General features: G+C 35.9%; 20 protein-coding genes. 11 read left to right on the forward strand and 9 right to left on the reverse strand.

Translation table 11 applies throughout. The annotated features are described in order from the left end of the window. The first annotated feature begins 263 nt into the window (after positions 1 to 263). The 3 genes from mqo (at position 264) to ACKTTZ_RS12735 (ending at position 3,106) form a co-directional block, all read left to right on the forward strand. Positions 264 to 1,769: a malate dehydrogenase (quinone) gene (mqo, locus tag ACKTTZ_RS12725; RefSeq protein ID WP_034693614.1), complete on the forward strand. Its 1,506-nt coding sequence runs from the start codon at positions 264 to 266 to the stop codon at positions 1,767 to 1,769. Positions 1,770 to 1,836: 67 nt separating this feature from the next. Further along, positions 1,837 to 2,238 carry a hypothetical protein gene (locus ACKTTZ_RS12730; protein WP_034693615.1) on the forward strand — a complete coding sequence of 134 codons (402 nt, stop codon included), beginning with the start codon at positions 1,837 to 1,839 and terminating at the stop codon, positions 2,236 to 2,238. A 1-nt stretch (position 2,239) separates the two neighbouring features. Beyond that, entirely contained in the window at positions 2,240 to 3,106 is an 867-nt protein-coding gene (locus ACKTTZ_RS12735; protein WP_407845749.1) for an AadS family aminoglycoside 6-adenylyltransferase, read from the forward strand. A 2-nt stretch (positions 3,107 to 3,108) separates the two neighbouring features. On the opposite strand, the gene ACKTTZ_RS12740 is transcribed toward ACKTTZ_RS12735, so the two are convergent. Further along, on the reverse strand, positions 3,109 to 4,689 hold the full coding sequence (locus ACKTTZ_RS12740; RefSeq protein WP_407845750.1) for a GMC family oxidoreductase N-terminal domain-containing protein: 1,581 nt from the start codon (positions 4,687 to 4,689) through the stop codon (positions 3,109 to 3,111). Positions 4,690 to 4,819: 130 nt separating this feature from the next. Between ACKTTZ_RS12740 and ACKTTZ_RS12745 the strand changes: the two genes are divergently transcribed. The 4 genes from ACKTTZ_RS12745 (at position 4,820) to ACKTTZ_RS12760 (ending at position 9,622) form a co-directional block, all read left to right on the forward strand. Continuing rightward, a complete protein-coding gene (locus ACKTTZ_RS12745) occupies positions 4,820 to 5,437 on the forward strand; it encodes a DUF1684 domain-containing protein (protein ID WP_034693803.1) in 618 nt (205 codons plus the stop codon). A gap of 4 nt (positions 5,438 to 5,441) precedes the next feature. After that, positions 5,442 to 5,915, forward strand: coding sequence for an N-acetyltransferase (locus ACKTTZ_RS12750; RefSeq protein ID WP_034693619.1), 474 nt, complete (start codon positions 5,442 to 5,444; stop codon positions 5,913 to 5,915). A 73-nt stretch (positions 5,916 to 5,988) separates the two neighbouring features. Then, complete coding sequence (locus tag ACKTTZ_RS12755; protein WP_407845751.1) at positions 5,989 to 6,798, forward strand: glucose 1-dehydrogenase; 810 nt, start codon at positions 5,989 to 5,991, stop codon at positions 6,796 to 6,798. A 151-nt stretch (positions 6,799 to 6,949) separates the two neighbouring features. After that, on the forward strand, positions 6,950 to 9,622 hold the full coding sequence (locus ACKTTZ_RS12760) for an MGH1-like glycoside hydrolase domain-containing protein (RefSeq protein ID WP_407845752.1): 2,673 nt from the start codon (positions 6,950 to 6,952) through the stop codon (positions 9,620 to 9,622). Between the two features lie 6 nt (positions 9,623 to 9,628). Here ACKTTZ_RS12760 and recO read toward each other — a convergent pair whose 3' ends face one another. The 4 genes from recO to ACKTTZ_RS12780 are packed head-to-tail and all read right to left on the reverse strand — an operon-like array spanning position 9,629 to position 14,289. After that, entirely contained in the window at positions 9,629 to 10,315 is a 687-nt protein-coding gene (recO, locus tag ACKTTZ_RS12765; RefSeq protein WP_034693625.1) for a DNA repair protein RecO, read from the reverse strand. Beyond that, positions 10,315 to 12,579, reverse strand: a complete 2,265-nt coding sequence (locus ACKTTZ_RS12770) for an isoleucyl-tRNA synthetase (RefSeq protein ID WP_034693628.1) — start codon at positions 12,577 to 12,579, stop codon at positions 10,315 to 10,317. The genes recO and ACKTTZ_RS12770 overlap by 1 nt, the downstream gene beginning before the upstream one ends. 1 nt (position 12,580) lies before the next feature. Then, a complete protein-coding gene (locus ACKTTZ_RS12775) occupies positions 12,581 to 13,531 on the reverse strand; it encodes a bifunctional UDP-sugar hydrolase/5'-nucleotidase (protein ID WP_034693630.1) in 951 nt (316 codons plus the stop codon). 2 nt (positions 13,532 to 13,533) lie between these two features. Then, complete coding sequence (locus ACKTTZ_RS12780; RefSeq protein WP_034693634.1) at positions 13,534 to 14,289, reverse strand: 5'-nucleotidase C-terminal domain-containing protein; 756 nt, start codon at positions 14,287 to 14,289, stop codon at positions 13,534 to 13,536. Positions 14,290 to 14,396: 107 nt separating this feature from the next. Here ACKTTZ_RS12780 and dapA point away from each other — a divergent pair, with 107 nt between their 5' ends. The 4 genes from dapA to ACKTTZ_RS12800 all read left to right on the forward strand — a co-directional run bounded on the left by dapA (position 14,397) and on the right by ACKTTZ_RS12800 (position 17,206). Further along, positions 14,397 to 15,269 (forward strand): 4-hydroxy-tetrahydrodipicolinate synthase, encoded by an 873-nt coding sequence (gene dapA / locus ACKTTZ_RS12785; RefSeq protein WP_034693636.1) that lies wholly within the window; start codon positions 14,397 to 14,399, stop codon positions 15,267 to 15,269. Positions 15,270 to 15,387: 118 nt separating this feature from the next. Next, positions 15,388 to 15,900, forward strand: a complete 513-nt coding sequence (locus ACKTTZ_RS12790) for a GNAT family N-acetyltransferase (RefSeq protein ID WP_081906403.1) — start codon at positions 15,388 to 15,390, stop codon at positions 15,898 to 15,900. A 285-nt stretch (positions 15,901 to 16,185) separates the two neighbouring features. Next, positions 16,186 to 16,767 carry an AraC family transcriptional regulator gene (locus tag ACKTTZ_RS12795; RefSeq protein WP_034693638.1) on the forward strand — a complete coding sequence of 194 codons (582 nt, stop codon included), beginning with the start codon at positions 16,186 to 16,188 and terminating at the stop codon, positions 16,765 to 16,767. Further along, complete coding sequence (locus ACKTTZ_RS12800; RefSeq protein ID WP_253316912.1) at positions 16,760 to 17,206, forward strand: response regulator; 447 nt, start codon at positions 16,760 to 16,762, stop codon at positions 17,204 to 17,206. Before ACKTTZ_RS12795 ends, ACKTTZ_RS12800 begins: the two co-directional genes overlap by 8 nt. A 613-nt stretch (positions 17,207 to 17,819) precedes the next feature. On the opposite strand, the gene recG is transcribed toward ACKTTZ_RS12800, so the two are convergent. The 4 genes from recG to ACKTTZ_RS12820 form a co-directional block, all read right to left on the reverse strand. Then, a complete protein-coding gene (gene recG / locus ACKTTZ_RS12805; RefSeq protein ID WP_407845753.1) occupies positions 17,820 to 19,907 on the reverse strand; it encodes an ATP-dependent DNA helicase RecG in 2,088 nt (695 codons plus the stop codon). 163 nt (positions 19,908 to 20,070) lie between these two features. Next, a complete protein-coding gene (locus ACKTTZ_RS12810) occupies positions 20,071 to 20,604 on the reverse strand; it encodes a thioredoxin family protein (protein ID WP_034693649.1) in 534 nt (177 codons plus the stop codon). A 41-nt stretch (positions 20,605 to 20,645) separates the two neighbouring features. After that, positions 20,646 to 22,157, reverse strand: a complete 1,512-nt coding sequence (locus ACKTTZ_RS12815) for a peptide MFS transporter (protein WP_407845754.1) — start codon at positions 22,155 to 22,157, stop codon at positions 20,646 to 20,648. Between the two features lie 23 nt (positions 22,158 to 22,180). Further along, entirely contained in the window at positions 22,181 to 23,173 is a 993-nt protein-coding gene (locus tag ACKTTZ_RS12820) for a YhcG family protein (RefSeq protein WP_407845755.1), read from the reverse strand. Positions 23,174 to 23,193: the final 20 nt, after the last annotated feature.

The raw sequence follows: 23,193 nt of genomic DNA on the forward strand, positions 1-23,193 counted from the left end.
ACTTAAATAAACTTAAAGTTTTATAAAATTTTATCCTTGAATAGTTTATCAATTAGTTACCATTCAGTGAAATAAAAAAATAAAAAAATAATATTTTTACAAAGAGATATTTTACATTATCAATCATTTCAATGGTACTTTATTGAAATTTTCCATGGTTTTTTGTTGTGTACTCAATAAGTGTTTTGAATTAAAAAATAACGTGTTAAAATCGTTCCGGTTTTTAAAACTTTTCCCGAAATTTGAAGTAAAATTTTAAAATTATGTCACAATCGCTTACAAGCAGAACACCGAAACCTAAATACGACGTTGTACTGATAGGCGGCGGAATCATGAGCGCCACTTTAGCAACGCTGCTTCATGAATTTGATCCAAATCTTGAAATCGCTATCTTCGAAAGACTTGGAAGGTTTGCCAAAGAAAGTACAGCAGCATGGAACAATGCCGGAACAGGACATTCCGCTTTTTGTGAGCTAAATTATACCCCTGAAAAGCCAGACGGATCTATTGACATTTCCAAGGCAGAAAGCATAGCAGAGCAGTTTGAAATTTCAAAACAATTCTGGTCTTATCTGATTACCAAAGGATATATTCATGAACCCAGAGAATTTATCAATTCATGTGCACATATGAGTCTGGTATTTGGAGAAAAGGATGCTGAATACCTTAGAAAACGTCATGATAAGATGGCTGAATCTGTCCTTTTTTCAGGAATGGAATTTTCTACAGATCATGAAAAGCTGAAAGAATGGATTCCTTTGGTGATGAGCAAAAGAAATCAGTCTGAAGTAATGGCTGCAACGAAGATGGATATGGGAACGGATGTGAACTTCGGAACACTGACAAGAAAAATGGGAAGACATCTTCTGGAAGATTCCAATGTTGAGGTTTTCTTATACCATGAAGTGAAAGATATCAGCCCGAGAGAAAGCGGTAAATGGGAAATGAAGGTGAAGGACAGAATCCACAGTCACAAACAGGAAGTGGTAGCAGATTTTGTATTCATTGGGGCAGGAGGCTATGCGCTTCCACTGCTGGATAGTTCAGATATTAAAGAAAGTGAAGGATACGGAGGTTTTCCGGTTTCCGGTCAGTGGCTGGTAAGTCATAATCAGGAGTTGGTAGAAAAGCATCATGCTAAAGTATATACTCAGGCTACAGTAGATGCTCCGCCAATGTCTGTTCCGCACCTTGATCTTAGAATCATTGATGGGAAAAAAGCACTTCTTTTCGGACCTTTTGCAGGATTTTCAACCAAATTTTTAAGAGAAGGAAGTTATCTTGATCTTCCTGAAAGTGTCAATACGAAAAACTTAAAATCACTTTTCGGAGCATGGTGGCACAATATTCCACTAACGAAATATCTTATTCAGCAGGTTGCCATGACGAAATCTCAGAGAATGCAGCATTTGAGAGAGTTTATCAAAGATGCTAAAGAAGAAGACTGGGAACTGAAAGTAGCAGGACAGAGGGTTCAGATCATCAAAAAAGATGAAAAAGAAGGAGGTAAGCTGGAATTCGGAACTGAAGTAGTGGTGAACAAGTCTGGAACGATTGCTTCTTTATTGGGAGCTTCACCAGGTGCATCCACAGCAGTATATGCTATGTTGAACGTGCTGGAAAAATGTTTCCCTGAAAAACTACACGGAGAATGGAAAGGAAAGTTGCTTGAAATGGTTCCTTCTTACGGGCAAAAACTGGCTGAAAACCCTGAGCTGACCCATGAAGTAAGAAATTACACCAAAGAAAAATTAGAATTAGAATATTAACATCAATAATGAGCAATAAGTAATAATCGCTATTACTCATTGCTCATTACTTATTACTCATAAAAAGGTGGAAGAAGTAATTGTAAAACCAGTCATTGCAAAGGAAATCCTGGAATCTCTTCAGGCGAAAACAGAAGAGGAGAGGCAGGTTATTGTACACTGTTGTTTTCCGGCGTCACCGTTTCTGGGAAACCTGATCAGGATCTGGCATTCGACCTATCTTTTTGACAATCAGTCTGAGCATAGAAGCAAAATGATTCATGCGGAAAATATTTCAATTTCACCCTATTGGACGCCGGTTCCTTTTATGAAAGACTTTTGGTTTACCTTGATATTTTCCGGGCTTCCAAAAGATTGTAAAAGTTTTGATCTGAAAGAAGTGATTCCGGAGGAAGGAGGCTTTTTTGTAGAATCAATCAAGAGAAATTCTTCGGACGTATATCGTGTGAAAATATCAGAATCTTATTAATATGAAAGTAAGGGAAGAAAAGCTGGAACAGATTATTCACTGGGCTGAAAACAATCCTGATATCCGTGCTGTTCTTCTGACCAGTTCATTGGTAAATCCTTATGCTCCGGTAGATGATTTTAGTGATCTTGATGTAGAAATTGTTTTTGAAAACAGAGCATCTTATGAATCCGAAAATAAATGGATCAGACTTTTTGGTGAGCCTATTTCCATGATTGAAGAAGATGATAGTGTTTTTGACGGAAAGCATGCCATGAAAATGGTGTTGTACAAAGACCATGTGAAGGTTGACTTTAAACTGTATCAGGTAGCAGAATTTATTGAAGAAATTAAAGAAGAAAACCTTCCTGAAGACTGGGACGTAGGATACAAAGTTTTAATAGATAAAGATAAGCTGACTGAAAACCTGAAGCCACCAACGTATCAGTCGATCATGATTCAGAAACCTTCTGAAAAAGAATTTCAGCAGCTGATGAATGACTTCTGGTGGGATACAACCTATGTTGCAAAGTGCTTGAAGCGTGGAGATATTTTTTACGCCAAATTTATGTCTGAAAATATTCTTCGTACAGATTATTTTGTCCCTTTGATCGAATGGCATATTGCCGGAAATCATGGCTGGAACAATATCACAACCAATAAACACGGAAGGCTTTTTAAAAAATACCTGTCCGCTGATCTATGGAATAAAGTGGAAAAAACTTTCTCGGGAAGCGATATTGAAGAAAACTGGAATGCATTGTTTGCCTATGCTGATGTTGTACATGAGTTGGGAACTTCACTGGCTGAAAAGCTTCATTTTATCTATCCGGAAAAACTGGAAGAAGATATCAGAAACTATCTTAAGGAAGTACAGACAATGCTTTAATTTCAGGCAAATTCATTCTGTTTAATAAGATTTTCAATGCAATATTCTGCAATGGCCGTAATGGTTACAAACGGGTTCACACCAATGGTTCCCGGAATTAAAGATCCATCCAGTACATACAGATTTTCATGATCTTTGAGCTTTCCATATTCGTTGGTAGCTTCTCCTAAAACGCACCCGCCAAGCGGATGATAACAAATATCTGCCCCAAAACCATTATCGAAAAGAAGATGGCTTCTGGTACCACCATTGGCTTTATTCATTTTCCGGATAAAATATTGGGCATTTTCTTTCATTTTGGCGGTATTGCTCTCATCCCAATTCAAAGTAAGAGATTGGCTGGTTTTATTGTAAGCAACTTCTCCTTTCTTATCAACCCTGTTGATCAGAAGGTATAAAGCTGTTGCTACATCCATTCCCATAGGTAAAGGAGCTATTTCTGTGAAAAACGGATGTTCAGGATCATCCCAGTTGTCAATTCCTCCTACCGGAATAGTGGATTGCTTAGCTCCGGTGCCGCCAGACAAAGGCTTCACCCAGTTTCTTCCCGTCATAAAATTTCCGTTATTTCCCCAGTTTTTACCAATCTTTTCATGGATGGGAAATCCGTTCTCTGTATGAGATTGTAGCAGAAGCTGTAAAGTGCCCATTGTTCCTGCAGAAAGAATCAGTTTTTTACAGGTAAAGACTTTGTCAGTAAGCAAAGCTCCGGACGTATCAATCTGCTGGACATTTAATGTATAGCTTTTGTCATCATTCAATTGAATATTTTGTACACGATGAAGATCAAGAATTTCTAAATTTCCCGTTTCCATCGCTTTTCTGAGATAAGTTTTATCTAAACTGTTTTTTCCGTGATTGTTTCCATAGATCACTTCAGTATTAAGAGCCGAGCGGGGAACTTCATTGCTGAATTCTTTTTCCATGTATTTAAAATCATACACATTGGGAACTCTTATTGTTTTAAAGCCGGCTTTGTGGGCTTCTTCTTCACCTACCCGAGTGAATTTATAATAAGGACAGTCTTTCAGAAACTGTTCATCAATAACATTTACTTTAAGTTCTTCCCGTACCAATGGAAAGTAATGGTTGTAAAATTTTTCTGCATCAAGATCAGGAAAAACTTCTTTAAAATAGCTTTCTTTGGGAGTAACAGCCATTCCGCCGTTCACCAGAGAACCTCCGCCAACTCCTCTTCCTACCCAGATTTTAATATGATCAAAATCCAGACGGTCCAAGGTTCCGGTAAAAGGAGTTAACGAAAAAATATTCATAAAAGGAGCAATGCTTTTGTTTTTCAGCCACGCAGAACTTTTTCCGGGTTTCAGCAGATTGGAATAGGGAATTCCTGCTTTTTCCCAGTTAAGACCCATCTCAAGCAGTACTACTTTCTTTCCGGCTTCACACAGACGAAGGGCAGATACAGCGCCTCCATATCCACTGCCAATAATAACAATCGGAACATCGTGATATTCATTTATCTTATTGTTTCTTCTTTCTGCAGCATGAAATAACTCAGATTGAAGAAAATAAAATCCTGATATTGCCAAGACACCGGTCTTAATGAAGCTTTTTCTGTCCATGAGCTTTGTTTCTCAAAAAGTATGCTAGATTATCAGAGGTTAATTTTATTTAAAACAGATTATATTTTTTATTACAATTTTAACTTTTGTTGGAATGAAAATTCATAGCTTTACTTATAATTTTACATTCATGAAAAAATATATCATACTCTTTTTACTGCTTCCTTTATGGGCTTTTTCTCAAAAAAAAATATCAAAAGAGGAAAAAGAGGTACAGAAATTTCAGAAAGAACTTAATGCCGAATACCTCAATCCAAAAGAAACTCCGTTAAGAGGTGATAACTTTAAAAATTTTAAAAAACATCCTTTCTTTCCTTTTGATGCTAAATACAGAGTTACTGCCGAATTTGTGAAATCAGAAGATACAAAACCCTTTGATCTTCCTACGTCTTCAGGAAAAACAAAATCTTATCAGGAATACGGAAAAGCAACATTTACACTGGATGGGAAACCTTATACCGTTACTTTATACCAGAGTCTGGATTTGATCAAACAGGATAAATACAAAGATTATCTCTTCCTTCCTTTCCGTGATGCTACCAATGAAAAAGAAACCTACGGAGGAGGAAAATATATGGATCTTAAAATCCCGGAAGGAAATACCATTGTGCTTGATTTTAATCAATCCTATCATCCTTTCTGTGCTTACAACGCTTATGATTACAATTGCCCTATTGTTCCTGAGGAAAATAAACTTCCCGTGGAAATCCGTGCTGGGGTAATGTATGAAGATATCTACCATCACTAATACTATGATACATTTAGAATTCTTTAAACCAGAAGATCTTTCTGGAGTCAGTTATGCTTTGGATGAAAATCAGATGAGGTTTACAGCGACTGCTCAGCAGGCCTTACAAAGCATCAGCGAACGGGATGATGATGATGCATTTCCCGTGACAATCTTTGAAAATGATCTGCCTGTAGGTTTTTTTGTCCTTGATTTTGGAAAAGATAAATTAGATCTTACGGATAATGAGAATTCGGTTTTACTGCGTTCCCTTTCTGTGAATCCCCAGATGCAGGGCAAAGGAATTGGAAAAGTGGCGATGCTTGAAGTGGGTACTTTTGTCAGAAACCGTTTCAATAGCTGTGATGAAATTGTACTTGCTGTCAACCAGAAAAATAATTCTGCTTATCATATTTATCTTCAGGCAGGATATATTTATGACGGTAAAACCAGAATCGGAAGAAGTGGACCTCAATACCTGATGTACAAAAAACTTTAATAAAATTTTAAAATCATAATTTTTTATCTGCTGATATCTTTCCCTAACTTTGAGTAACATCAAATTACAAAACATGGAAATATCACTTCAGAATCAGGTGGCTGTAATCACAGGAGCTTCCAGTGGAATCGGTTCGGGAATTGCAAAATCATTGGCGGCGGCAGGAGCAATAGTCATTGTTAATCATTCTTCAGAAAGATCTACAGAAGAAGCTAAAGCTGTTTTAAAAGAAATAACGGATGCCGGAGGTAAAGGAATAACCTACCAGTGTGATGTTTCCAAAGAAGATCAGGTAGTCAGGATGTTTCAGGATGTTGTTTCTGAATTCCAAACGGTAGATATTCTGATCAATAATGCAGGCATTCAAAAGGATGCAAAATTCACTGAAATGACTTTGGATCAATGGAATGCTGTCATAGGAGTCAATCTGACAGGGCAATTTCTTTGTGCCAGAGAAGCTATTAAAGAATTTCTAAGAAGGGGAATAGATCTTTCAAGGTCTGTTGCCTGTGGGAAAATTATTCATATCAGCTCCGTGCATGAAATTATTCCGTGGGCAGGACATGCTAATTATGCTTCCAGTAAAGGAGCTGTCAGAATGCTGATGCAGACATTGGCCCAGGAATATGGTGCAGACAAAATTCGTGTCAATTCCATTTGTCCGGGAGCTATTCAGACTCCGATTAACCAGAATGCATGGAGCACTCCGGAAGCTCTCAATTCTCTCCTTACTCTTATTCCCTATAACCGAATCGGACAACCGCAGGATATCGGCAACTTAGCTGCATTTCTTGCAAGTGACCTTGCAGATTATATCACAGGAACCAGCATTTTCGTAGATGGTGGAATGACTACGTTTGAGAGTTTTTCTACGGGAGGATAGGGGAATTCAAAGTTCAAAGTTTAAGGTTCAAAGTTTAAGGTTCAAGGTTTAAGGTTCAAGGTTCAAAGTTTAAAGTTTTTGAGGTTGTTCTTAGAGCTTGAAACGAAATTATATATTACTCATTGCTCATTACTCATAATTATTATCGCTTATGTCAGAAAAACAGAGAATTTCAGATGTTTCATGGAAAAAATGGGGGCCTTATGTCAGTAACCGTGAATGGGGACTTGTTCGTGAGGACTACAGTGAAAACGGAGATGCATGGAATTACACCAATCATGACACCGCAGAAGCCAAAACTTACCGTTGGGGTGAGGAAGGAATATGCGGAATCTGTGATGATCTTCAGAAACTGGTATTTTCTGTAGGATTCTGGAATAAAAAAGATAAAATGGTGAAAGAACGGTTCTTTGGATTGACCAACGGACAGGGAAATCACGGTGAAGATGTGAAAGAATATTTTTACTATCTGGATTCCACCCCTACGCATTCTTACATGAAGATGCTGTATAAGTATCCTCAAAATGCTTTTCCTTATGAAGATCTCATAAAAACAAATGCAGCAAGAGGAAAAGAGGAATCTGAATATGAATTGATTGATACAGGGATTTTTGATCACAATGAATACTTTGACATTTTTATTGAATATGCAAAAGAAAGTCAGAGTGATATCCTTGTAAGACTAACAGTAGTTAATAAATCTGAAAAAGAAGCGCCTCTCGTAATTCTTCCGACCGTCTGGTTCAGGAATACTTGGAATTGGGGATATGATGATTATAGGCCACAATTGTCTGCTGAAGATGCGGATCATATTAAAATCAATCATCAGGATATCGAGGTTAAAAATGTCTATGCAAAACAATCTTTAAAGACATTATTTTGTAACAACGAAACCAATAATGAAAGGCTTTACCAGTCTTCCAATGAGTCAAAATACTGTAAAGACGGGATCAATAATTTTGTGATGACGGGAAATTCTCAGTCTGTGAATCCCCAAAATACAGGAACCAAAGCTTCTTTCTTTATTGATGAGGATTTTAAAGGCGGAGAATCAAAAACATTTGAATTCAGGCTTTCCGATAAAGATATAAGAGGGCCTTTTAAAGATTTTGAGATTCTTTTTGAACAAAGACAGAAAGAAGCAAACGAGTTTTATGCAGAAATTCAGAAAGGAATTGCTTCAGAAGATGAAAAACTGGTACAAAGACAGGCTTTTGCCGGAATGCTTTGGAATAAAATGTTTTACCACTACAATGTGGAAAAATGGCTGAAAGGTGATCCTGCAGAAATGCCTCCGCCAAAGTCCCGTGAAACTATAAGAAACTACGACTGGAAGCATCTTAATAATGAACATATCATTTCAATGCCGGATAAATGGGAATATCCATGGTATGCAACATGGGATCTGGCATTTCACACCATCAGTTTCTCTTTGATAGATCCGGATTTTGCAAAGCATCAGCTAAAACTTTTCCTGTTTGAATGGTATATGCATCCCAACGGACAGTTGCCTGCCTACGAATGGAACTTAAGTGATGTAAATCCACCCGTACATGCCTGGGCGGTTTTCAGGGTATTTAAAATTGATGAATATTTAAAAGATAAACCCGATCTGGAATTTCTGGAAAGTGCTTTCCAGAAGTTATTGATGAATTTTACATGGTGGGTTAATAAGAAAGACCTTAATGGGAATAATATCTTTGAAGGCGGATTCCTGGGACTCGATAATATTGGGGTTTTTGACAGGAATTCTGTTTTGCCTAACGGAGAACAGCTGGAACAGTCTGATGGAACAAGCTGGATGGCCATGTTTGCCCTGAATATGATGAGAATTGCCCTGGAACTGGCTCTTTACAATAAGGTGTATGAAGAGATGGCGATGAAGTTCTTTGAACATTTTCTGTCTATTGCGCATTCACTGGATAATATGGGAGATGAGAATTTCAGTCTCTGGGATGAGCAGGATGAGTTTTTCTATGACGCCATAGCTTCCAGTGACGGAACACATATGTATTTGAAGTTGAGAACAATTGTCGGATTAATTCCGATGTTTGCCGTTGAGGTTATCGATGATGAAATGATTGAAAACCTTCCCAATTTCAAGAAAAGAATGAAATGGGTACTGGATAATAAGCCTGAACTGGCTTCTCTGGTTTCAAGATGGGAAGTGAAAGGACAGGATTCCAAACACCTTTTATCTCTGCTTCGGGGACATCGTTTGAAAAGACTGTTAAACCGAATGTTGAATCCGGATGAATTTCTAAGTGATTACGGAGTAAGAGCTTTATCCAAAGAATATGAAAACAATCCTTATACTTTAACATTGAATGATACGAATTACAGCGTAAAATATACACCTGCTGAAATTGATAGCGGACTTTTTGGTGGAAACAGCAACTGGCGCGGTCCGGTGTGGTTTCCTATCAACTTCCTTATTATTGACAGTCTTCAGCGTTTTTTCTTCTATTACAGCCCGGATTTTTTAGTGGAATATCCTACAGGAAGCGGTAATTATTCTAGCCTGGATCAGATTGCAGATGCCTTAAACAAGAGACTTGCCAAGATATTTTTAAAGGATGAAAATGGGAAACGACCGGTTCATGGACAGTATGAAAGATTTCAAACTGATCCTGATTTTAAAGATTATATTTTGTTCTATGAATATTTTCACGGAGACAACGGCCGTGGAGTAGGAGCTTCTCATCAGACGGGCTGGACAGGACTTATTGCTAAGATTCTTCAACCTAGATTTTCCAAAAAAGAAATGGCAGAATCCGAAACAGAAATGCCGGAAGATATTGAAAAAACAACAGAGAAGGAATAATATTATCTATTCAAATATCTGCTGTATGATTTCCAAGGAGGCTGGAGTTTTGAAATCCGTTATATGGTAATGATAGTATACCAAAAGGCTGTCAAGGAAATCTTTTCTCAAGGAGGAATGGATTTTTGTGGCATAAAAATCTTCTGCACAAAGTGCTTCTTTCCAAAGCATGGAAATTTCTTCATTGAAAAGCTGGTGACAGATTCCAAGTGAAAAAGTTCCGGTTTCCGGATCTAAAAATGGGCCTTCACTCAACAATGGAGCAACGCCCTGAATTTTTAAAAAAGCCAGCAAAAACAGAAGATGTGCCTGATAATTTTTATGGGTCAGCTCACTGATAAGATGATCAATACCGGAATAAATCGGAATATTTTTATTCTCATGCTTAAGAATATGGCTCAGAAAATCTGAAATAAAGAAAATGACGGTATTGACCTTGATATCTGTATAAATGTCATTGTTTTTTACCAGTTCAAATTTTGAAACAGACGGAATACCGTTGCCACGTGGTGGATTTACAGAAAAATTGAGCTGGCTCAACGGTTGAAGCAAGGCTTTCTTTTTATTCTTTTTGGAATAAATTCCCTTCAGAAAATAGCTCTGAAAACCTTCTTCTTCTGTAAAACAATGCAATACAGCATCATTTTCCCCATATTTGATAAATGAAAGTAAAAAACCGTTTTGTGAATTCATTAATTAACCACTCCTATTTTGGCGGTAGCCTTATCAGATCCGTCTTCATTCGTCATCAGAACAAAATACATCCCTGAGGCTACTCTTGTTCCTTTCTGATTATTCAGATCCCATTCATAATATCCTCCTCGTGCTACAGCTGAGTGAACTACATTTCCTGCAGCATCTACAATTCTTATATTGGTTTTTTCTGCAAGACCTTTTATCGTTACTTTTCCTTTGAAATTAGAATAAACAACAGGATTAGGATACACTACCACATCACCGAAATTGGAAGTCACATCTGCAACATCTCCCTGATACGTTACAATACCATTATACGTCACAAAATATACTTTACCTGTTTTCTTATCAACTTTTATATCGGTAACACTATTCGTAGGAAGAGGTGAATTTTCTTTGGTAAAATGTTTTATGGTTCTCTGACCGTCTGAAGACAGGTAATAAACACCACCACCATCAACAGATACCCATTTATAATCACCTGCATCCACAGCGACCTGAAGAATAGCTGATTCTCTGAAAAGTTCTTCTCCTAAACCATTCTGCTCTATAACTATAGGCTCCACTTTAGGCTGGGCACTTTTAATTTCTGTTGCTGCGTTAGACATGATCCTTAGTCCTCCGTCTGTACCAATCCATGCATCACCAGCCTTATCAAATGCTACTGATAAAATTCCTCCGGAACTGTTAAATCCATTAGACGTTCCCAGAATATAATCATTGTCATCAGAAAGATTAGTGGCATTTTTATAATCGTATACCCAGAAATTATTAGATCTCGGCAGAGGTGTCCATAGCATGTTTTCATGGTAAATAGTCTTTTGTATCCCATCACTGGCAAGAACTATTTTCTTGATAAGAAAATCATCAGATGCTTTATCGTAGATTCCTATAGAAGGGTTTCCATCATTGAATCCAAAAGAAACAAACAAATTATTTTGTGGGTCTACAGCAAAACCTACCGGACGTCTGAGGTAAGGCTGTGCTCCCAGATTATAATATTTTACCAGTTCAAAATCTTTGCTTGTCGCATTATATTTCATTTTATACACTCCGTTATCCAACATTGTATAATTGGTAAAGAGTACTTCATTGCTGTTATAAGGACTTATGATAGCATCCAATACGTTGATAAAGATGGGACGATTGGGATTACTTTTATTGAAAAATGAAGGATAAATCCACTCTGTACCATTGAAATAATAAAATCCTGGTTCTTGTGGCTGAATAAACGGATGGTTGTAATTATTGGCTCTGGCACCCGAGGAAACCAGAAGCTGATTATTATCAAAAAGATTGATATTATAAGCAAAATTGAAGTAAGGTCCGGAAGGTTTAAAAGTATTGTTACCTTCATCCTTAATTCCCGATAATACCGTTCCGCCTAAAATCTTTCCACCAGCTGTTAAAGCAGTATTACATTCTTCACCAAGGCTTACCGCATTTTGCGATACTCCATTGATTCCATAGGTGTACACTCTGTTATCTGTAACCACAATACTATTGGAAGTCATAACAACATCCCTGATCTTTTCAAAAGTAGTAGGAAGTTGTGTTGGAGTACCGTTGTTATAAATATAAGCTGCTGTAGCCGTTGAGTAAACCAATTCTGATTCTGAATCTATGTGTTTGAAAGCTCCGGGAGCTTCCGTTGTCCAGGTAGAATACACAGGAAATGTAGTATTCATCTGATGACTTTTCAATCCTGTATCTGTTACAGAATATACTTTATTCCCGAATATCGTAGCTTCATTACTTGCCTGATAAATACCACCGGACAGGAAAAATGCAGAATCACCAAACTCTTTATTCTGAAGGTTAAATATAGAAACTCCATATCCAACAGAAATGACAGCCTGATTTCCGGTGATAGAAATGTGGTTAATCTTTTTATCCCCATTATATCCTGTAGCAATAGGAATATCAACAATATATTTGATCTCCTGTGGGGTAATCACATCCATAGATCCGTTTTCATAACCAATAAGCCCTGTTTTAGTCTGAGGATTATAATCGAAAGCGGTAATTCCGATGTTGTGAAGACCATTGGCTTTGGATAACTTCGTAATTTCTCCTGTTGATATTGTATAATAGAATATTCCGTTTTGAGTGGCTGCAATGATTTTTCCATTGTCTTCTTTCATTGCTAAGACATTATTGTAGGAAAAAAGATCTGCCCACTTTTTGGATGAAATAACCTGTGCTTTTGTCAGCTGCAGGGATGCTAAAATACCAAGAGAAATTATAGAGAGTTTTTTCATATTATGCGGTTATGCTGCTATCTATCACCTGATTGTTCCAGGAAATATGCTGTACGTTTTTGTTTGTATCAAAATAAAAATCTATTCTACCTAAAAGAAGACCTGCCCATCCCACCTGGTTAACAAGGACATTTTTGCCCTGTCTGTTGGTAAAGGTTTGAGGTTCCGGTAAGAATGTATGAGTATGGCCTCCTAAGATAATATCAATATTTTCTGTATTGGCCGCTAAAATTTTATCACTTATTTTATTAGGTTCGTCTCTGTAGTCGTAGCCGATGTGTGAAAGACAAATCACAAGATCACATTTCTTCTCTTTCTTCAGGAAGTTTGAATAATGCTGTGCTACATCAATCGGGTTGGAATAAACGGTTTCTCCGTACTGTTTTTTGCCTACAAGGCCATCCAGCTGGATTCCCACTCCGAAAATGCCTACTTTAATTCCATTCTTATTGAATATCTGGTAGGGAGAAGTTTTCCCGTCAAGAACAGTATTTTTAAAATCATAATTGGAACAGATAAAAGGAAACTTCGCATTAGGAAGCACTTTTAAAAATCCATCAAGTCCATTATCGAAATCATGATTTCCCATGGTAGAGGCGTCATATTTCATCATAGACATTAATTTGAACTCCAGTTCTCCTCCGAAGAAATTAAAATAAGGAGTTCCCTGGAAAATATCTCCGGAATCAAGAAGAAGAACATTGCTTTCCTGACTTCTGATCTGTTGGATTAAGTTTGCCCTTCTTGCAAAACCTCCCTGATTAGGATTTTTGGTATAGCTTGCGTCAAAAGGTTCTATTCTGCTATGTTGGTCATTGGTATGTAGAATAGTCAGTTTATTTGCAGATTTTAAATTAAGAATTTTTAATTCCTCTGCCATCATCATATTGGGAGCTAAAGCCATTGCTAAAGATCCGCCGCCTATTGCTTTTAAAAAACTTTTTCTATCCATTATTACTTCCCAATAAAATTTAAACGAACATCCGAATTAGCCACCACTTCAGGTGATTTTTTAAAATAATCGATAAATAAATCCCTCATTTTAATCCCTGTTGCAATGGATTCTCCTTTGGCAAAGAATTTCATATTGTCTCCTCCCAGTGCAAGATAGTCTGAAGTAGCAATATAATAATCTTTAGAAGGATCTACTGTATTACCATTGATTAAGGCTTTGATTACCTGTCCGTTTTTTGTTTCAATGTATAAATGAGAAACAGGATTGTTGACCTGCGTTTTTGCATAATACTCAAAAAGACCCTGTAAATCTGCTCCTTTCATTTTTACAATTACCACTTCATTTTCGAAAGGCATTACTTCAAATACATTTTTAAGTAAAATATCTCCTTTTCCAATAGTGGTTCGGATTCCTCCGATATTGATCAGTGCAGCGTCTACGTTTTGCTTACGATGAGTTTTGATCCATTCATTACCTCCTTCAAACGTATAGTCAGCTAAAAGATTGCCCAAATTGCTGTTATCGCCTTGTTTGGTAAGATCCACATTGGTGTGCGAGATCTTCTGGTTCATTTCTTTATCCAGTTTCTGCTTATAAGGTTCGATAAATTTTACAAACTCCTCATCATTCTTTAGCTCATTATTAATAGAAATATTTTTCTGAGTCTTTACATTCACAAGCTGCGGCACAGAAGCCGTTTTGCATGCAGTAAGCGACACCAGAGCAATTCCTAGTAACAAGAATTTATTTTTCATAATCTCTTTTAGTATATGCAAATATAACTATATGTATAATAAAACATTATTATTTATTACAAATTCTTACTGTAAATTATTAAATTTGACAAAAATAATTCTAACAGATGAGCATTTTAAAAGGAGTAGGTGTTGCATTGGTAACGCCCTTTAATGAAGATTTATCCGTTGACTTCGACAGTTTAACAAAACTGGTGGAGTACAATATCGAAAACGGAACCAATTATTTAGTTGTATTGGGAACAACGGCAGAAGCCGCAACGCTTTCTGCAGAGGAGAAGAAACAGGTAATTGAGCATATCATTAAGGTGAATAATAAACGTCTTCCTTTAGTTTTAGGAATTGGCGGTAACGATACTCTTGACGTCAAGAAACAGATTGAAGAAGCAGATCTTTCTGCATTTGAAGCCGTACTTTCAGTATCTCCATATTATAATAAACCAAACCAGGAAGGTCTTTATCAACATTATAAAGCTTTAGCTTCTACAGGAAAAAATATAATTATTTATAATGTTCCGTCAAGAACAGGGCAAAATGTAGAAGCAGATACTACCCTTCGTCTTGCAAAGGAATTTCCTAATTTATTCCTGATTAAGGAAGCTTCTCCTAACATTCTTCAGTATTTTGATATTCTCAGAAAGAAACCAGAAGGATTTTCTTTAGTTTCAGGAGATGATGAATATACATTACCTGTAACACTTGCCGGTGGAGATGGTGTAATTTCCGTAATCGGGCAGGCATATCCTAAAGAATTTTCTACGATGGTGCAGCTGGCTTTCGAAGGTAAGGTAAAAGAAGCTTATGAAATTCATAACAAACTGGTAGATATTACCCGTCTGATTTTTGCCGAAGGTAATCCTTGTGGTATTAAAGTAATTCTGACGGAAAAAGGAATCATCAAAAATTATCTGAGACTTCCTTTGGTAAAAGCTTCAGAAGGTCTTCATGCAAAAATTAAAGCTGAAATGACTAAGATTTAATAATGATCTGGCAAAGTGAATTTTAATCATGTTAAAACTCATCAGTCATCATTGAACAATATAAAGAGTGAAAAGTTTAGGCTTTTCACTTTTTTTAATCATCATAATATAACCAATCATGAAATTACAACAGGCAACAGCAGCAGATATTCCTTTGATTCAGGATCTTGCACGAAGATCATGGGAGAGTACATATGTAGGAATTATTTCCAATGAACAGATCAATTATATGCTGGAGGAAATGTATTCTAAAGATGAAATTTCTAAACATCTTGACAATCCAAACTATCATTACTATTTAATTTTTGATGAGAATAATAATTCCTTTGAAGGTTTTATTGGGTATGAACACGGATATGAAATAGAAACTACGAAGCTTCACAGAATTTATCTTGTTCCGGAAAGCAAAGGGAAAGGGTTCGGAAAAGGAGCTCTGGACTTCCTGAAGTCAAAACTTTCTGAAAGCAGTGACAAGAGAATTATTCTGAATGTAAACAAAGAAAACAATGCAAGAAAATTCTATGAATCTCAGAATTTTAAGGTATATAATGAAATGATTTTAGATATAGGAAATGGTTTCGTAATGGATGATTATCAAATGGAATATATAATTCACCCTGATTTGACTTAAAATTCTGTAACATTTAATTATAATTCTATAACGAGTGATGTGTTTTTTTAATTCATCTTTGCTTCAGAACCAAATCACTTATACAATACATTCATATGCTTGGTTTTGAGCTGAAAAGCTTTTTATCAGTATATTTTTTTCATCCTTAGTGTTTAAATTCCTGTATTCTAAAATACAGGAGTTTTTTCGTATATATAGTAAAATATTAAAAATATACATCTATTTCACGTTTACTTGAAATAAATTATTATATTTACTAAATAATATTGGCTTATATATACTAGGATGAAAATGTATGTTAAATTTGATTTCAATGCTCTTTGCAAAAAGGTATTGGACGAGAAACTTAAAGAACACGGGCTGAAGTACAGGTTACTGAACTTCGGTGAAGTGGAATTCTATGAGCCCCTCACACAGGAACAGCACAATCTTTTTAAGAAAAATCTTGAAGATTATGGGATCGAGATCATAGAAAGCCAAAAAAGTGCGCTGGTACAGAAGATAAAAGATGCTATTGTAGAGCTCGTTTTTTCTGATGAAATTATACCGGTAAAAGCCTCCATCTATATTTCTGAAAAGCTGAATCACAGCTATGGATATCTTTCCAATCTTTTTTCAGAAGTTGCTTATACCTCTATTGAGAATTTTATTATTCTTCAAAAGATTGAGCATGCAAAGGCTCTGATCATAAGAAACAAACAAAGTCTTACAGAAATTGCCCATAAGCTGAACTATTCCAGCGTGGCGCATTTAAGTACCCAGTTCAAAAATACAACAGGAATCACACCATCCCAGTTTCAAAAAATTATAGGCAAACGAAGAAGAGCACAAAGCACTGTAATAAACCATAAAATGCAGTATGAATAAAGAATTTCTGAACGTAATTGTAGCAGATAACGATGAAAACACTTTGATTTTTTTTAAAAATATTCTGAAAGAGTTGAAAATCTCTATAAAAGTTCAATGTTTCAGTAACGGGAACAGTCTGATGGAATACCTGAATAATGATGATGCCGTAGTTCCGGAACTTGTTTTTATCAATTATAGGATTCCCGGAAAAGAGAGCATGGAATGCCTGGAAGATATTGTTTCGAATTCAAAATTCAACAATATGGTGACGGCTATTTTTTCTGACCCCATTCCGGAAAATGAAATAGAAGATATTTTTGTAAAAGGAGCTCACATTTTTATGAAAAAACCTGAGTGTTTTGATAAGCTTAAAAAGGTACTTACGGAAGTTATTACGATCAACTGGCAGTATCATACTTCCGGATTGAATAAAGATAATTTCATCTTGAAAATATGATGAATAAAGGATTTGTTAATTAAATATTAATGATTTTTAAATCATATTTATAGCATACTATTCACAAATAAGTGAAAATTTTATAACTAATAATTAAAATAATATAAAAGGCAACTGAATTAATATACAGACATTTGTAAAAGTAAACTAAGACACAAATTTCATAATATAGTAGAAGATACAGATGAATGAAAGTAATTGTTTCTAAAGAACAAAATTATATAAATCACGATGTTAGTTAAACAAAATGGATTATACTAATTTTCCAATTATAAAGCACAGAAGATCTTTAAACAAAACGGTACAATCATGAAAACTCAATAAGTAGTTGGAGATATTTTTATTCGTTTCATTCCCTCATCTCCACCGAAACACAGTTAGTTTTTATAATAAGCAAGTTGGAAAAAATAATTCATTTTGTTTTTTTATAATTTATTTTAATAGTTATGGTTTTAGCTCATTATTATATTGTTATATAAATATTTTCACACCACATCACAAAATATTAAGCCTGAACTATTAAAATAAATTTTTTTTGGACATACCAAAAGTAATTTCTTCTAAATAACAGTTTTATAAGGGGGCCGCAGGAAGTTTTTTTCTGCGGTTTTTTTTATGATATTTTACTCCACTTATTTTTTCCTTTGTAGTATCTGATATAATAATTTTTGATGATCAGATTGTCTGGTCTTGCAAGCATAGGATCTGCTTCAAGTATTCTTTCTACCGTATTTTTGGTTGTTTTGATGATCGCAGAATCATTAATAAGATCCAGTCTTTTAAAATCTACCACACCACTTTGCTGAGTTCCCAATATATCTCCGGGACCACGAAGCTGCATATCTACCTCAGAAATTTTAAAACCGTCATTGGTTTCAGTCATTGTTTTAATACGCGTTCTGCTTTCTTTTGATAATTTATCGGAAGTCATCAGGATACAGTAACTCTGTTCGGCACCCCTTCCTACACGCCCTCTGAGCTGGTGAAGCTGTGATAGTCCGAACCTTTCTGAGCTTTCAATCACCATTACCGAAGCATTCGGAACGTTTACTCCAACTTCAATTACGGTTGTTGCAACCATTATTTCAGCTTTTCCCGAAGCAAAATAAGTCATAGCAGCATCTTTTTCATCCGGTTTCATTTTCCCGTGAAGCATTGTCACATTGTATTCTGAGAAATAATCCATGACATGTTCCAAACCTTCCATCAGGTTTTTATAGTCCAACGTTTCCGATTCTTCAATGAGAGGGTATACGAAATAAATCTGTCTGCCTTTCTTGATTTCATCTTTACAGAAGTTATACACATACAGTCTGTCTTTTTCCCTGCGGTGCGCAGTAATAATAGGCTTTCTTCCCACTGGCATCTCATCAATCACAGAAACATCCAGATCAGAATAAAAACTCATGGCCAGAGTTCTTGGAATAGGAGTAGCGGTCATCACGAGAATATGGGGTGGAATCTTATTTTTAGCCCACAGTTTAGCCCTTTGAGCAACCCCGAATCTATGCTGTTCATCAATAATGGCTAATCCCAGGTTTTTAAATTTAACCTTGTCTTCTAAAACGGCATGAGTTCCTACCAAAATAGAAAGACTTCCATTTTCCAGTTCTTCATGAATAATTCTTCTTTCAGCTGCTTTGGTAGAACCTGTGAGAAGGCGGATATTGATTCCTGTTTTTTCCAACAGCTCTTTAATCCCATTGTAATGCTGTTGGGCAAGAATTTCCGTCGGAGCCATCAAACAGCTCTGAAAACCATTATCCATGGCGATCAGCATGGTAAGAAGGGCAACCATTGTTTTCCCTGATCCTACATCTCCCTGCAAAAGCCTGTTCATCTGAATCGGCCTTTTCATATCCATTCTTATTTCCTTTAAAACTCTTTTCTGTGCGTTGGTAAGCTCAAAAGGAAGATGGCTCTCATAAAAATCGTTGAAGTGATCTCCAATAATCGGGAAAGGATTACCATGAGACTGTGTTTTATGATGGAGTTTCTTTAAGCCATATCCTAACTGAAAGAAAAATGATTCTTCAAATTTCAATCTGTAATCTGCTTTATCAAAATGTTCCTGATCTTTTGGAAAGTGAACATTCAGAAAAGCATGTTGTCTTGACATGAATTTAAAGGTTTTCATCAGATAATCCGGGAAATTTTCTTCAATAAGGCTTGGAATCTCTTTGCAGATATTTCTTAAAGCATTCTGGAAAAACCTTTGATTTAATCCTCTTTTGGTTAGTTTTTCAGAACTCGGATAAATGGGTTTAAGACGAGTGTCTCCTTCTTTTTTTTCTTCTGCTTCAATTTCCGGATGCGGCATAGAAAACTGGCGGTTGAAAACATTGATCTTTCCAAAAATATAAACTTCCTTGTTGATCGGAAGCTGTTCTTTCAACCACTTGGAATATTGAAACCAAACCAGATCTATACTACCAGTTTCATCATTGAACTTTGCAGATAAGCGCTTGGTTTTACCGGTCTGAATTTCCTGTATCTGAGTAATTCTTCCTCTCAATTGTATTTCCTGGCTGGTTTCTTCTTTGAGTTGAGAAACAGTATAAATTTTACTTTTGTCCAGATAACGGATAGGGTAGAAATTCAACATATCTTCTACAGTAGATAAACCCAACACACTTTTGATGAGTTTGGCTCTTTCCGGACCTATTCCTTTTACATATTCTATGGAGGTTTCGAGATTCATTTTCAGGTTTCAGGATACTAATTTTCGAATTTTTTGATCCTTATTTCGGATAATAGAAATAAAGGTTCGAATTTCGGTAAAATAAAAAAGACTTCCAAAAAATTGGAAGCCTCTATAGTGAATTTTTAGAATTGAAACAGAAAATCAGGTTTCAAAGTTCTAATTAATCTTTTATTTTAGATTTGAATTTTTTCTGGTAATCCTCCCATTGTTCTCTGGTCTTAATCTTTTTAAACAAATCTTTGGAGATCAGTTCCAGATAAGGTTCCAGTTCTTTGGCAGACAGTTCTCCCTGAAGAATGGTAATGGGATCGCCATGTTCATCCAGAAATACGGTACTTGGAACAGCTCCTACATTCATATACTGTGTAAACTCATGCAGAGAATTTTTCCCCTTTTTATGTTCAGAATTAGGATTTGAAAATGTTCTTCCAAAGATTTCAATGCTCTTTTTTTCTTCTGCATTAAACTTTACAGGATAATAATTCTCATTTAAAATCTGAGCAATTACAGGGTGACCATACGTTTTTTTATCCATGATTTTACACGGACCACACCAGTCTGCATAGAAATCAATTAATATTTTTTTGGGACTTTCCTTCTGGGCTTTTAAAGCTTCTTCAATGGTCATCCACTTTACCTGGGCAAAACTAAAATTTAATAAAAATAAGAGTAGTATGCTTAAAATTTTCTTCATATTGTGATATTTGGATAAAAATAAGCATAATTACTTATTTTTTATTTTACATCTTGCATTAATTTTTTCACGTACGGAGATATCAAAATTAATACCACTCCGGCAATTACCGCATATAATCCCAATTGTTTATATCCATCAGTATAAGTGATCAATTCATCATAGTTGGTAGAACCTTCTTTGGCTGTGGCAAGACTGGCCCCGATAATTCCTGCAACATACTGTCCATACGCAGAAGCAAGGAACCACATTCCCATCATCATTCCCTGAAGATTTTTAGTGGAAAGTTTGGTCATGATGGATAATCCGATAGGAGAGAGGCATAATTCTCCAAGGGTAATGATAAGCAATGCCAGTGTGAAGAAATTCAGTGAAGTGATTCCCTGAAGGTCTGCAAAAAGACGGGTTGCAAACAAAACATAATATCCTAATCCTAAGAAAATGAATCCTAATCCGAATTTGATAATCGTGTTGGGTTCAATTTTTCTTTTGTTCAGCCAGATCCAAAGAAGTCCGATCAATGGAGCAAGGAAAATAATGAAGAATGCTCCTCCTGAGTTGTTTACACCATTTGGGTCTAATCCCAGAAGGTCTTTATTCAGGTTCTTAGCTGCGAAAATACTTAAAGAACCTCCACTTTGCTCATAGATTCCCCAGAATATGATTGAAAATATAATAAATACTAAAGCTGCCCAAAGTTTTTTGCGTTCAGAAGCGGTTACTTTAGACATTTCATAGAATAAATAGATTAAGGTTAATGGTCCGATGGTCCACATGAAATAATCTGTATATTCTGTCTTGGCTACCATGGTCATGATGATAGGAACGAAAATTAAAGACAAAACATATACTCCATACTCTTTCCATTTTGGTATTGGAGCTGTTTTTTCTTCTGCTAAAGGATGTCCCGGCTGTAAACCAATAGTACCCAATGTTCTTTGTGTGAATACAAAATTAATTAAGCTCACCACCATTACTATTGAAGCAAGTCCGAAAGCAATATGCCATCTCATCTCTTCTGCAATGATATTGCCCAGGAATTCTCCTTTACCGATTGCGATACACAAATAACCTCCTAATAATGCACCAAGGTTAATTCCCGCATAGAAAAGTGAGAATCCTGCATCTGCTCTTGAGTCATTTGGTTTATAAAGCTGTCCTACCATAGATGAAATATTAGGTTTGAAGAAACCTGTCCCTAGTACGGTGAATGCTATTCCTAAGAAAAAGAATTTGTGGGGATCGGTAGCAAGAATTAAACTTCCTACGATCATCAGAAGGCCGCCCCAGAACAAGGATTTTCGGAATCCTAAAATTTTATCGGCAAAAAGACCTCCTACAAAAGTAAAGGCATATACGAATGCCTGGGTGGCTCCATATTGGAGGTTGGCTTCTTTTTCATGGAAATTAAGCTGGGAGATCATAAAGAAAACCAGCATTCCACGCATTCCGTAGAAACAGAAACGTTCCCACATTTCAGAGAAAAACAGGCTCCAGATTTGTCTGGGATACTTTCCTTTGAAATTTTGTATTTCATCTAAAGTTAAGCTCATAATGATATATGATTAAGTTCTAATTAAGGGTTTTTATCTTTCTGATCCAGTTCAAAACGGATTCTGTCCTGGTCAATAATTTGTTTTAATTCTTCTTCTTTTGGGAGGTACAGCAGGTATTTGCTGGCAAATAAATTGTTTTTATCATTCAAAATGGAATATTTTACAATAGTTTCATCTTTTTCTGAACATAATAAAATTCCGATGGTTGGGTTATCTCCTTCACCGCGTTTCAGGTCATCATACATTCTCACATACATATCAATCTGCCCAATATCCTGATGGGAAAGTTCCCCGGTTTTCAGGTCGATGATCACAAAGCATTTTAAGATGTAATTATAGAAGACAAGATCAATATAGAAATCTGAGGTATCAGTTGAAATATGTTGTTGTCTGGCTACAAAAGCAAATCCTTTCCCGAATTCCAGTAAAAACTTTTGGATGTGATCAATAATGGCTGTTTCAATTTCTTTTTCGGAAAATTGTTCATTAGCTTTTAGACCCAGAAACTCAAAAATATAAGGATCTTTTAAAACACTGTGAATACTTTCTGTAGACGATTTTTTATGCTGTAAAACCCGTTCGTAGGAAAGTGAGTTTATCTGTCTTTTGAGATCTCTGTAGTTCCAGTTATTTTGAACGGATTCATTTATATAATAATTCATCTTGTCAGCATTATCAAGTCTTATCAATAGTCTATAGTGAGTCCAACTTAATTGTTGACGCAATGCGTCAACAATTGGAAATGCTGTGTAAAATTTCCGCATATTGGATAGATTGGTATAATCAAACCCTTTTCCAAATTCCAAAGTGAGTTTTTCAGAAAGTTTTTTCAGCGTATATTTTCCATACTGTGCACGTTCTTTTCCATTCTGTTCATCTTCAACAATAAGTTTTCCAATCTGCCAGTACGTGAGCAGTAGAGTAGAATTCGCTATCCGAAAAACTTTTTCGCGCGACTGTCTAATGATTTCCTTTACGGATTGGAATAAAGAATCTTCGGAAATTTCCATCATACGAAAATAAAAAAAACCTC

The sequence above is a fragment of the Chryseobacterium sp. KCF3-3 genome, from assembly GCF_045865955.1.
Taxonomy (GTDB): domain Bacteria; phylum Bacteroidota; class Bacteroidia; order Flavobacteriales; family Weeksellaceae; genus Chryseobacterium.

Coding starts and splice junctions, on each gene's coding strand:
- mqo (WP_034693614.1), top strand. CDS start 264: ATGTCACAATCGCTTACAAGCAGAACACCGAAACCTAAATACGACGTT.
- ACKTTZ_RS12735 (WP_407845749.1), top strand. CDS start 2,240: ATGAAAGTAAGGGAAGAAAAGCTGGAACAGATTATTCACTGGGCTGAA.
- ACKTTZ_RS12740 (WP_407845750.1), bottom strand. CDS start 4,689: ATGGACAGAAAAAGCTTCATTAAGACCGGTGTCTTGGCAATATCAGGA.
- ACKTTZ_RS12745 (WP_034693803.1), top strand. CDS start 4,820: ATGAAAAAATATATCATACTCTTTTTACTGCTTCCTTTATGGGCTTTT.
- ACKTTZ_RS12750 (WP_034693619.1), top strand. CDS start 5,442: ATGATACATTTAGAATTCTTTAAACCAGAAGATCTTTCTGGAGTCAGT.
- ACKTTZ_RS12755 (WP_407845751.1), top strand. CDS start 5,989: ATGGAAATATCACTTCAGAATCAGGTGGCTGTAATCACAGGAGCTTCC.
- ACKTTZ_RS12760 (WP_407845752.1), top strand. CDS start 6,950: ATGTCAGAAAAACAGAGAATTTCAGATGTTTCATGGAAAAAATGGGGG.
- recO (WP_034693625.1), bottom strand. CDS start 10,315: ATGAATTCACAAAACGGTTTTTTACTTTCATTTATCAAATATGGGGAA.
- ACKTTZ_RS12770 (WP_034693628.1), bottom strand. CDS start 12,579: ATGAAAAAACTCTCTATAATTTCTCTTGGTATTTTAGCATCCCTGCAG.
- ACKTTZ_RS12775 (WP_034693630.1), bottom strand. CDS start 13,531: ATGGATAGAAAAAGTTTTTTAAAAGCAATAGGCGGCGGATCTTTAGCA.
- ACKTTZ_RS12780 (WP_034693634.1), bottom strand. CDS start 14,289: ATGAAAAATAAATTCTTGTTACTAGGAATTGCTCTGGTGTCGCTTACT.
- dapA (WP_034693636.1), top strand. CDS start 14,397: ATGAGCATTTTAAAAGGAGTAGGTGTTGCATTGGTAACGCCCTTTAAT.
- ACKTTZ_RS12790 (WP_081906403.1), top strand. CDS start 15,388: ATGAAATTACAACAGGCAACAGCAGCAGATATTCCTTTGATTCAGGAT.
- ACKTTZ_RS12795 (WP_034693638.1), top strand. CDS start 16,186: ATGAAAATGTATGTTAAATTTGATTTCAATGCTCTTTGCAAAAAGGTA.
- ACKTTZ_RS12800 (WP_253316912.1), top strand. CDS start 16,760: ATGAATAAAGAATTTCTGAACGTAATTGTAGCAGATAACGATGAAAAC.
- recG (WP_407845753.1), bottom strand. CDS start 19,907: ATGAATCTCGAAACCTCCATAGAATATGTAAAAGGAATAGGTCCGGAA.
- ACKTTZ_RS12810 (WP_034693649.1), bottom strand. CDS start 20,604: ATGAAGAAAATTTTAAGCATACTACTCTTATTTTTATTAAATTTTAGT.
- ACKTTZ_RS12815 (WP_407845754.1), bottom strand. CDS start 22,157: ATGAGCTTAACTTTAGATGAAATACAAAATTTCAAAGGAAAGTATCCC.
- ACKTTZ_RS12820 (WP_407845755.1), bottom strand. CDS start 23,173: ATGATGGAAATTTCCGAAGATTCTTTATTCCAATCCGTAAAGGAAATC.